The 10,417-nt window shown below is 75.3% G+C and carries 8 protein-coding genes; 7 read left to right on the top strand and 1 reads right to left on the bottom strand.

Features of this window, described 5'->3' with window-relative positions; translation table 11 throughout:
* The 6 genes from ABT299_RS51100 to ABT299_RS51075 form a co-directional block, all read left to right on the top strand.
* Nucleotides 1-580: hypothetical protein (locus tag ABT299_RS51100; protein WP_500255290.1), on the top strand; the 580-nt coding region annotated here is incomplete at its 5' end.
* Nucleotides 581-665: 85 nt separating this feature from the next.
* A complete protein-coding gene (locus ABT299_RS51095; RefSeq protein ID WP_190859176.1) occupies nucleotides 666-1,802 on the top strand; it encodes a DnaA/Hda family protein in 1,137 nt (378 codons plus the stop codon).
* 218 nt (nucleotides 1,803-2,020) lie between these two features.
* Nucleotides 2,021-4,390 carry a hypothetical protein gene (locus ABT299_RS51090; protein ID WP_500255289.1) on the top strand — a complete coding sequence of 790 codons (2,370 nt, stop codon included), beginning with the start codon at nucleotides 2,021-2,023 and terminating at the stop codon, nucleotides 4,388-4,390.
* A complete protein-coding gene (locus ABT299_RS51085) occupies nucleotides 4,387-5,508 on the top strand; it encodes a hypothetical protein (RefSeq protein ID WP_387030958.1) in 1,122 nt (373 codons plus the stop codon). Before ABT299_RS51090 ends, ABT299_RS51085 begins: the two co-directional genes overlap by 4 nt.
* Nucleotides 5,505-6,425, top strand: coding sequence for a hypothetical protein (locus ABT299_RS51080; protein ID WP_500255288.1), 921 nt, complete (start codon nucleotides 5,505-5,507; stop codon nucleotides 6,423-6,425). Before ABT299_RS51085 ends, ABT299_RS51080 begins: the two co-directional genes overlap by 4 nt.
* Before the next feature lie 47 nt (nucleotides 6,426-6,472).
* Entirely contained in the window at nucleotides 6,473-7,789 is a 1,317-nt protein-coding gene (locus ABT299_RS51075; RefSeq protein ID WP_500255287.1) for an aminoglycoside phosphotransferase family protein, read from the top strand.
* A gap of 21 nt (nucleotides 7,790-7,810) precedes the next feature.
* On the opposite strand, the gene ABT299_RS51070 is transcribed toward ABT299_RS51075, so the two are convergent.
* Entirely contained in the window at nucleotides 7,811-8,626 is an 816-nt protein-coding gene (locus ABT299_RS51070) for an SAM-dependent methyltransferase (RefSeq protein ID WP_500255286.1), read from the bottom strand.
* Between the two features lie 108 nt (nucleotides 8,627-8,734).
* Here ABT299_RS51070 and ABT299_RS51065 point away from each other — a divergent pair, with 108 nt between their 5' ends.
* Complete coding sequence (locus ABT299_RS51065; RefSeq protein WP_500255285.1) at nucleotides 8,735-9,919, top strand: cytochrome P450; 1,185 nt, start codon at nucleotides 8,735-8,737, stop codon at nucleotides 9,917-9,919.
* Nucleotides 9,920-10,417 lie beyond the last annotated feature (498 nt).

Below are 10,417 nucleotides of genomic sequence, written 5' to 3'. Positions count from 1 at the left end.
CCCCGGCGCCCCCCCGGGCCCCCCCCCCCAAACCCCACCCCCCCACACCACCCCCCCCGGGGGGGGGGGCGCGCGGGCCCCCCCCCCCCCCCCCCACGACGCCGCCCGCACGCTCGCGGACCTGCCGTTCCCGCCGTCCGGTCCGTTCGGCGCGCGCGCGGCGCCGCTGGAGGACTCCCTCGACCGGGCCGCCGCGCTGCTGAACGGCCCGCGCGACGGCCGCGCCCGGATCCTGCTCACCGTCGCGGGCCGCCCCTCGCATCCCGGCAGCGGCCACGGCGACGTGCTCCGGCCCGTCGAGCCGTGCCCGCGCCGGCTGAACTGGCGGCAGTCCGTCGCGCACCTGGAGGCGGCCGGGGTGCGGCTCATCGCGGTGACCGACGCGCCCGCCCCGAAGGAGGTCCCCGGGCAGGCCGTCGCGGCGCAGGACGCGCGCCGGCGCGACCCCCCGGAGTGGGGGGTGCTCGGCGCCGCCCACCGCACCGACCTCGACTCCGCCGACGCCGCCGGGCTCGCCAAGGTCCTCGGCGTCCTGCCGGACGGCGAGTCGCCGCCGCTGCCGTTCCCCCTCGTCCCGTGAGCCCGCGTTCCAGGAGATCCCGGCCTCCGAGCCCCGCCTCGAAAGGCACGACCCGTGAAAGGCCCGACCCCGTGAAAGGCCCGGCATGACCGAACCGACCCCGCCCGAGCAGGAAGCCCGGCCCGACGAGCCCGCCGGCGGCGGGCCGGCCGCCGGGCCGCCGCCGCCCGCGCCGCCGCAGCCCCGCCGCATCGGGCTGTGGGGCGCGCCGACCTGCGGGAAGACCACGTTCCTCGCGGCGCTGCGGATCGCCGCCGAGGAGGGCGGGCACGACGTCCGGCTCGTCGGCTGCAACCGCGCGTCCACCGAGTTCCTCGCCGACACCACCCGGCAGCTGAAGATCGAGCGCCGGTTCGTCCCGGCGACCCGGGAGCTGCCGCCGAACCTCGCCTGGCAGCTGCACGGCACGCAGATCAAGAAGGTGCGCCCGGAGACCGGGCGGCTCCGCTTCAAGCGGCGCCGGCCCGTCCCGTACACGGTGACGCTGGACATGATGGACGCCCCCGGCGGCATGTTCAGCAGCCGCCCGGAGGACCGCGCCGCCCGCGAGCCGTCGTCCGGGCTGCGGTTCAGCAGTTCCGCCGGCGACGGCGACGGCGGGTCCGGCGACGCCGGCGGAGGCGACGCGGAGGAGCGGCTCGTCCGGCACCTGGCGGGCTGCGACGGGCTGCTGTTCCTGTTCGACCCGACCCGCGAGCGCGAGATGAACGACGCCTACGCGTTCTTCCAGCGGACCGTCCTGCAGATCTCGGAGCTGGCCGGAACCAGCGGCGTCGACCACAAGCTCCCGCACCACCTGGCCGTCTGCATCACCAAGTTCGACCATCCGGAGGTGTACGAGCGGGCCGTGCGGCTCGGCTACGTGACGCCGCCCGCGAGCATCTTCGGGATGCCGCGGGTCGACGAGACGCGCGCGCTGGAGTTCTTCCAGGACCTGTACCGGGGGACGCACGCGCACGACCCGGTGAACTCGCTGCTCCGCGGCATCCGCTCGCACTTCGGCGAGTCCCGCACCCGCTACTTCGTGACGTCCGCGATCGGCTTCTACCGCGACCCGGTGGAGAACCGCTTCCAGCCGGAGGACTACCTGAACATCGCCGAGCAGTCCGACGGCGGCGACGGGCTCGCCGGCGAGGACCGGTTCCGGATCCGCGGCGACGTGGCGCCGATCAACGTGCTGGAGCCGGTCATGTGGCTGGCCGGGAACGTGGGCGAGCCGTGATGGACCAGGCTTCCGCGCGGGGGGCGGTGGTGTTGCGGGCCGGGTGGGCGGTCCGGGGTAAGCCGCCGGGTAGTTATGACGAGTATCGGGTGACCGGGTGTGGTGGTCCGGATTTCTCGGCGGCTGACTATGCGCATATTCTGCGGCATTTCGCGTTGGGGACGCCGTCGCCGGGGCGGTCGGGGCCGGCTGCGTTGCCGTGGATCACGATCAGTGAGGTGCGCGGCGGTGATGACGGCACCCGGATCGGTGTGGCGTTGGAGGACTGGACCGGCGAGGCCGACGGTGCGGGCCGCCCGATCGCCGAGACCCGGTATTTGTGTGTGCCGTATGAGGCGCTGCGTGGGGTGCCGGTGTCGTATGCGGGGTTGTATGAGGCGTTGTCGGGGGTGACGCCGCCGTTCCCGCCCGAGGGGGTGGAGTTGCGGGTGGCGCCGCTGGATCCGGCAACCTTGGCGCAGGCACTGGGGCGGTTCGGGGTGCAGCGGGTCGCCGCGGCCGCGTCGCTGCTGATCGACGGTCCCGTCACCGTGACCGGTGCACCGGAGTTGACCGCTGTGGAGCGGCTGGTGTTCCTGGACGCGGTCGCGGCGCTGCTGCCCTACGGGTGGCGGACCCGGTTCTCCGCGGCGACCTGGGACCAGAGCGGCAACCGCAACGTCTCGCTTGCGTTCGCCCGGCAGGTTCGTGAACGCACCGCCGAACTCGACTGGCGAACACCACGACTCCCTGAACGCGACACACCGGGCCGCGCCTACGCCGAAATGCTCGCCGACCTGTTCGGGGACCGGGGACGCTCGCATGCCGAGGTCGTCGCGCATCTGGCGCAGGCCACCGACCCGCTCGTCGACACCGACCCCAGCACGGTGGTACGGGTCCTGGGCGGCCTCGACTGGCCCGCGACCGTGCTGCAGGCCGTGGAACGCGGAACCTACGACCCCGCAGACATCCGCGACCTGCTCACCACCGGACGCCACCGCGAGCTCGGCGACGCCGCCGCCCGGAAGATCCTGTACGCGCTGATCCGAGAACGCGCCCCCGAGGACGTCCCGCTGCTGCGCGAACGCTGGGCGGAGGTCGCGGGCACGACCGTGACGCCGTTCCGGGAGCTGTGCGCGGCCGTCCGCGGGCTGGTCTGGACCGGCGAGGACGTCCCGGCCGGCGCGCGCGCGGCACTGGCACTGCCGTACTTCCAGCTCGCCCACGACCTCGGACGCGCAGACGAACTGCTCGCCGCGCTGGTCACCGCGCCCAAACGCGACCTGGACGAGGTCGGAGCCGAGGCCGCCGCGCTGGTCGTCCGCGAGGCGATCGGCCCCGCGGCGGTCACCGCCACGGGCCCGCGATGGCCGCTGACGCTCGGCGAGCTGGCCCGGTCCCCGCGGGTGGTGTGCGCGCTGATGACCACGGTCGGGCGCGGCGAACCGGCCCCGCTCCAAGCCTGGTACGAGAGCCTCACCCACCATCTGCCCGCGTCGCTGCTCGGCCTGTTCCGCAACCTGCTGTTCTCCCCGCTGACCCCGCTCAGCGGCGACCAGCTCGCCGGACTCGCCGGGCACGACACCGCCTGCGTCGGCGACGTCCTCGCCCTCGCCGCCGAGGCGCGCCGCCTCCCCCTCGTCCTGGACGGCCTCGCGGACTGGCTCGCGTCGCTCGACCGGATCCCGGCGGGCGACGCGCTGCTCCTGAAGGGCCGGCTGGCGCGGGCCACCACGTCCGACGCCGCGTCCCTCGGCATGCTGGACGGGCTGCTCCTGTGGCTCGCCGCGCCCCCGCACCACGTGACCGGCACCGCCACCGCCGACCACCCCGCCTACTGGGACGGATTCCGGTCGGTGTGGACGCGGCCCATGCCGCAGGGCCGCGCGGACCGGCGCCGCGAGACGCTGACCGCCTGGCTGCGCGCGGGCGGCTGGGCCGCCGCCGGCGGCACCGGACCCGTCCTGATGCTCGCCCGCCGGCTGATGGCCGCGCCGCCCGCCGAGGCGCTGCCCGTCGCGAAGGCGATGCTCGCCGCCCGCGCGAGCGTCCCGTCGCTCGGCGTCGCCGCGGACTACCAGGTCTGCCGGCACGAGGCCGAGCAGCTCTTCCCGGAACTCGCGAAGGACTCCTTCATGACCGTGCTGACGAACCTTCCGCAGAACGCGCCGGCCGGGCACATCGCCGCGCTGTGCGCCCAGGAGATGGCGCGGGGCGTGCCCGCCGCCCAGATCGCCGAGACGCTCCTCACCGGGCTGCCGAACATCACCGCCGGCACCGTCGTGGACGTCATCGGCGAGGTCCGGCTCGCCCTCACCGAGATGGAGGAGCCGGACGCCGCGAACCGCGCCCTCGACCTCGCCCGCGCCATCACCCGGTACCCGGGCGTCGGGCCGTCGCTGCGCACCCAGGCCGCGGCGGTCGCGGTGGCCGAGATCGGCTTCTGGCACCGGATCATCGAGATCACCGCCGCCGCCGACCAGGACGGCGAGCTGCTGATCGACGAGAGCACCCGCGAGCAGCTGAAGCACCACGCGGACCGGGCGCAGTCGCTGCTCAAGGCGTCCAAGCCCGCCCGGTTGTGGCGGGGCGGCGGCGGCCGGTCGTGACGGCCGTCGACGTCGGGACGGCCACCACCCGGATCCGGACCGCCGCCGGCCTCACCGTGGTCGCGACGCCGCCGCCCGAGGCGATCGCCGGGACGCTCACCCGCGCCGCCGGGACGGGCCGCCCGGTCACCTGCGTGGTCCCCGACCACTGGCGCGACCACGGCGCCGGCCTCGCCCGGCAGGAGCTGCTGCACGCGACCGTCCTGCCGGTGGGGCCCGCGACGCTGATCGGCCGGTTCGCCGCCGTCGCCGCGCACGCCGCCGCGCGCACCGGCCCGGGCCGCTACCTCGTCTGCGATGCTGGCGCGTCCGGCACCGGGTTCGGGCTGTGCGAGGTGTCCGGCGAGTCCGTCCGGCTCGTGGACGCCGCCTTCGACGCGGCCGCGGGCGGCGACGCGTTCGCCGAGGCCGTCGCGCCCGGACGCGGCCGCGAGTTCGCGGCGTCCGCCGCGCGGAACACCGAACGGCTTGCCGCCGTCCTCGCGACCGCCCGGGAGAAGGCGCTGTTCCGCAACGCGCTCGCGGTCCGCGCCGGCGACCTGGAGATCACCGCCGGCGCGCTGCTGGAGGCGTTCGAGCCGGTCGGCGCGCGGCTCACCGCCCTCGCCGGCCGCTGGTCCGCCGCGTCCGCGCGGCCCGTGCTGACCGGCGGGTTCGCCGCGTTCCCGCCGGTCGCCGCCGCGCTCGCGGGCGCCGCACCGCTCGGCCCGCACGCCGCCGTGGAGGGCGCCGCGCTGTTCGCCGACGGGGTGTTCCGGGAGGCGCCGCTGCCCGACGTCCGGCTGCCGATCCACCGGATCCGGGACGGCCTGCCGTCCGGGGCCGAGATCACCGTCCCCGGACGGCCCGGCCGGTTCGCCGCCCTCAACGGCCGCGACCTGCTGCTGTGCCACCGCCGCGAACCAGCGCTCGGCGCCCCGTCGCTGCTGCTCGACGACGCCGGGACGCTGCCGGTCGAGGTCGACGGCCGGCCCGCGCCGTGCCGCGCCCCCGGGCTGGCGCCCGGCGCGTACCGGCTCGGGCTGCGCGCCGCGACCCGCGGCCCCGTCGTCGCCCTGTTCCCCGTCGCGCCGGACGCCGACCCGGTGCCCGTCCCCCTGGAGAGGCCCGCCCGATGACCGACGCGCCCGCCGACGCGTCCGCCGACGCGCTCGCCGCACTGAAGGCCGCGCTGGCCGCCGCGCTGGCGGAGGCCCGCGCCGTCCCGCCGGGCGACGACCTCGCCGCGTTCCGGTTCGTGTCCGGGCTGGACGAGGCGCTGCACGACCTGCCCGAGCTGCTGGAGACGCTGCCCGCCCTCGCCCGCGGCGGCGACCTCGGGCGCGACCTCGTCGCGCACTTCGAGGAGACCACCGCCGAACTCGCCCGGATGCGCGCGGACGTCGCCGCCGACCGCCGCCGCCTCGCCGAGCTGCGGCCCGCCGTGGAGGCGATGCAGGCGACCGCCGGCGAGCACGCCGCCGTCCGCGCCGAACTCGCCGAACTCCACCGCCTCGACGGCCTGCGCGCCGACCTCGACGCGCTCCGCGCCCAGCGCGACGCGTTCGACGCCCGCCTGCCGGAGCTGAACGCGGCGCGCGACGCCGAGGACGCGCTCGACGCGTCCGCCACCGCCCTGCTCCGCCTCACCCGCGCGCAGCTCGACCGGCTGGACGAGCGGGTCCGGGACGCCGTCGAGCAGGCGGCCGCCGCGGACGCCGACCTCGCCGCAGCGCGGCGCCGCCTCGACGAGGAGCGCGCCGCCGTGGAGTCCCGGACCGCCGAGCTGGCCGCCGCCGCCGACGGCTTCACCGCCCTGCGGGCCGACGCCGAACGGCTGATGCCCGCGCTCTCCCGCTACCGCGACGCCGACCGCGCCCTGCTGGACGGCCTCGCCCGCGGCTCCCTCGTCAAGTCGTCCGGCCTGCAACGCGCCCGCGACGCCCTCGACCTGGTCGAACGCACCCTGGAGGAGCTGGACGCGGCGCTCGCCGCCGCCCTCGAGATCCACGACCACGCGCACGCCGAGGCCCGCCGCGTCCTGCCCCTCACCTGACCGGAATCCGGTTGACCGTCCGGCGCGGTGTCGGGTCTGCTGGCGCGATGGCGAAGATGCACGACGGCGAGGTGGAGACCGACGCCGGCCTCGTCCGGCGGCTCGTGCGCGGCCGGTTCCCGGAGTGGTCCGGGCTGCCCGTCGAGCGGGTCGCGTCCGGCGGGACCGTCAACGCCGTCTACCGGCTCGGCTCCGCGCTGTCCGTCCGGCTGCCGCTAACGGCGGGCGGGGTGCGGGCCTTGGAGCAGGAGACGCGGTGGCTGCCGGAGCTCGCGCCGCGCCTGCCCGTCGCGATCCCGGCCGTCGCCGGGACGGGCGCCCCCGCCGAAGGCTTCCCATGGCCGTGGGCAGTGCACCGATGGCTCGAAGGCCGCACCCCCACCGAAGGCAAGCCCGAAGCCCAGGCCAGGCCCGAAACCCAGACCAGGGCCGAGGCCGGGACCGGGACCGGGGCCAGGACCGGGGCCAGGGTCGAAACCCAGGCCAGGGCCGAGGCCGGGGCCGGAGCCGGGGCCGGGGCCGGGGCCAGGGCCAGGGCCGGGGCCAGGGCCGGGGCCGGGACCGGGGCCGGGACCGGGGCCGGGGCCGGGACCGGAGCCGGGGCCGGGACCGGAGCCGGGGCCGGGGCCGGGACCGGAGCCGGGGCCGGGACCGGAGCCGAGGCCGGGGCCGGAGCCGAGGCCGGGACCGGAGCCGAGGCCGGGACCGGGGCCGAGGCCGGGACCGGGGCCGAGGCCGGGACCGGGGCCGAGGCCGGGGCCGGGGCCGGGGCCGGGGCCGGGGCCGAGGCCGGGACCGGAGCCGAAAGCGGGGTTGAAGGCGAGGCTGAGCTGGGGCTCGCCCGGGACCTTGCCGGCTTCGTGGTCGCCTTCCGCGAGATCGACATCCCCGGCGGCCCGCCCGCGTACCGCGGCGGCCCGCTGTCCTCCGTCGACGCGGCGATGCGCGCGGCCGTCGCCGAGCTGCGCCGCACCGACGAGCCCTTCGACGCGGCCGCGATCCTGGCGTCCTGGGACGAATCGCTCCACGCGCCCGACTGGGCTGGCCCGCCCTGCTGGCTTCACTCCGACCTCATGCCGAGCAACCTGCTCGTGGACGGCGCCGGACGGCTCTCCGGCGTTCTCGACTTCGCCACCTGCGGCATCGGCGACCCCGCCTGCGACCTGATCCCCGCCTGGAACCTCCTGCCGCCCGGCGCGCGGCCCGCCTTCCGCGACGCCGTGGACGCCGACGACGCGACCTGGCTGCGCGGACGCGGCTGGGCGCTGTCCATGGCCGTCATCCAGCTGCCGTACTACCGCTCCACGAACCCGATCATCTCCGCCAACGCCCGGTACACGATCCGGTCCGTCCTCGGCGCTTGACCAGGCGACGCAGGCCACCGCTCACGGCACGCGGGCCACCGCGCAGAACATCGATACGTCGTCGACCGCCGGACGGTCCTCCGGCGGCTCCTCCGGACGCCACTCCACCACGGACCCGACGCCGGGTGGCAGCAACTCCAGGCCGTCGAAGAAGCGCGCGAACTCGTCGCTGCTGCGCAGCCGGAACGGCACTCCGCTCCGCTCGTTCGCCTCCACGTTCACCGCGTACTCCTCCGGCGTCAGGTAGTCGCCGGTGGCGTGCGTCATCACCAGGTGGCTGCCGGAGGGCAGCGCGCCGAGCAGCGTCCGGACGATCCCGTACGGGTCGTGGTCGTCGGTGATGAAATGCATCGTCGCCACCAGCATCAGCGCGACCGGCCGGGAGAGGTCCAGGGTTCGCCGCAGGTCCGCGTCGGCGAGGATCTTCTCCGGGTCGCGCAGGTCGGCGTCGATGTAGGCCGTCCGCCCCTGCGGCTCGCTCGTCAGCAGCGCGCGGGCGTGCACCAGGACGATCGGATCGTTGTCCACGTAGACGATCCGCGCCGACGGGTCGATGCCCTGCGCGATCTCGTGCACATTGCCGGCGGACGGTAGCCCGGTGCCGATGTCGAGGAACTGGCCGATTCCGGCCTCGCCCGCCAGGTGCCCGACCACCCGGCGCATGAAGGCGCGATTCTCCCGGGCCGCGAGGCCGACCGTGGGAAACGCCGACGCCACCATCTCCGCCGATTCCCGGTCGACCGCGAAATTGTCCTTGCCGCCGAGCCAGTAGTTGTACCTGCGCGAGGGGTGCGCCTTCGTCGGGTCGATCCCCGGCGGAACCAGCTCAGCGTCCACGCGGCCTCGCTTCGTCGCCCGCCGCGAAACCGCGACGGAAGTGAAATGGCAGGACACCATTATGCGTGGCAGGATCGGTCCACGCGCATGACCTACCCGGGAAGGCACATGGTGGATCTTTTCTACAGCCCGTTCGACTTCGCGACTCAGGAAAACCCCTACCCGGTGTACGCGGAACTGCGCGAAAAGTCACCGGTCTATCGCAGTGAAACGGACGACTTCTGGGCGCTGTCCCGGCACGGCGACGTTCTGTCCGCGCTCCGCGACTCAGCGCGTTTCTCCAGCCGGAACGGCCTGCGCATCGAACCGGCGTTCTGGGGTCCGGAGGCGGAGAAGTTCTTTTCGTTCGTCGCCATGGACCCGCCCAAGCACACCCGGATGCGCGGCCTGGTGTCGCGCGCCTTCACCGCGCGCCGCGTCCAGGAGCTGGAGCCCCGCATCCGCGAGATCGCCCGCGAGTGCGTCCTGCCGCACCTCGACGGCGACACCTTCGACCTGATGACCGACTTCGCCGGCCGCTTCCCCACCGACGTCATCTCCGAGCTGGTCGGCGTCCCGGAGGCCGACCGCGGCATGGTCCGCGACCTCGGCATGGCGATCATGTACCGCGGCGAGGAGGGCGACGACCTGCCGCCCGAGGCACTGCAGGCCATCGGCGCCCTCGTCGGCTACTACACCGAGCTGACGATCGAGCGGTCCAAGGAGCGCCGCGGCGACCTGTTGTCGGGGCTGCTGGACGCCGCCGACGGCGACGACCGCCTTACCCCCGAGGAGATCGTCGGCGTGCTGATCCTGCTCGTCGGCGCGGGCATCGAGACCACGATGCTGACGCTCGGCAACGCGTGGCACGCCGCCTGGCTGCACCCAGAGGAGCGCGCACGGGCTCTCGGCGGCCGCATCGACGACTGGATCGAGGAGACGCTCCGCTGGGAGCCGACGTCGCAGGTGCTCGCCCGCACCGCCACCGAGGACATCACGCTGCACGGCGTCACGATCCCCGCCGACGCGAAGGTGCTCCTGCTCACCGGCGCCGCGAACCGCGACCCGTCGGTCTTCGCGGACCCGGACCGCTTCGACCTCGACCGCGACACGGGCGCGTCGCTCGCCTTCGGCAACGGGCGGCACCACTGCCTCGGCGCGAACCTCGGGCGTCTGGAGGCGCGCATCGCCTTGCAGGAGGTCACCGCCGTCGTCGCCGACTACGAGATCGACGAGTCGGGCGCCGAGCGGGTGCACTCCTCCAACGACCGCGGCTTCGTGTCCCTCCCCACCCGCATCACCGCCCGCCGCTAAGGGGCCCTTCCGGGGCGCCCCCCACCCCGGGGCGCCCCCACCCCGGGGCGCCCCGGAAGCCCACCCACCTCCGCGACCGTCCCGGATACCGTCCGCCCGGCGCCTTGGGGCAGCGCTGTCCTTCGTGAGGTGCGGATCTTCCGCCGCTGGCCCGCACTGCCTCGCCGCCGAGTAAACGCGCTGATGCCAGAGCAGGGCGCCGATGCGCACGCAGCAATAGCAGGCGTCATCGTTTGTCTCGGGGGGTGACCTAATGCTCGGTGAAGGGGAAGTTCGCCAAGCAGAAGAGGACGCCGACCTGCCCGGCGAGATCATGTGGAGGCACTCGATACGCCTGGACGGCAAGTCATTCTCGTCATCCGAAAGAGCTGTTCAACGCCGGATCAGTGACGGTGTTCGGGAGATCGGCGAGAGGGGTGTTCGGGTGGTGGGGTGGCGCTTGCGTACGGGGCCGCCCCTCCAAAGTCAAGGGCGCCTTCGGCGTCGCTTCGCGATGGA

Source organism: Spirillospora sp. NPDC000708, from assembly GCF_040299565.1.
Classification (GTDB): domain Bacteria; phylum Actinomycetota; class Actinomycetes; order Streptosporangiales; family Streptosporangiaceae; genus Spirillospora.
Note: the sequence above shows the minus strand (reverse complement) of the source record. Positions and strands in the feature narration are given on the sequence as shown.

What these genes read in the sequence shown, in the direction of transcription:
- ABT299_RS51095 (WP_190859176.1), top strand. Translation starts at nt 666, where the DNA reads ATGACCGAACCGACCCCGCCCGAGCAGGAAGCCCGGCCCGACGAGCCC.
- ABT299_RS51080 (WP_500255288.1), top strand. Translation starts at nt 5,505, where the DNA reads ATGACCGACGCGCCCGCCGACGCGTCCGCCGACGCGCTCGCCGCACTG.
- ABT299_RS51075 (WP_500255287.1), top strand. Translation starts at nt 6,473, where the DNA reads ATGGCGAAGATGCACGACGGCGAGGTGGAGACCGACGCCGGCCTCGTC.
- ABT299_RS51065 (WP_500255285.1), top strand. Translation starts at nt 8,735, where the DNA reads ATGGTGGATCTTTTCTACAGCCCGTTCGACTTCGCGACTCAGGAAAAC.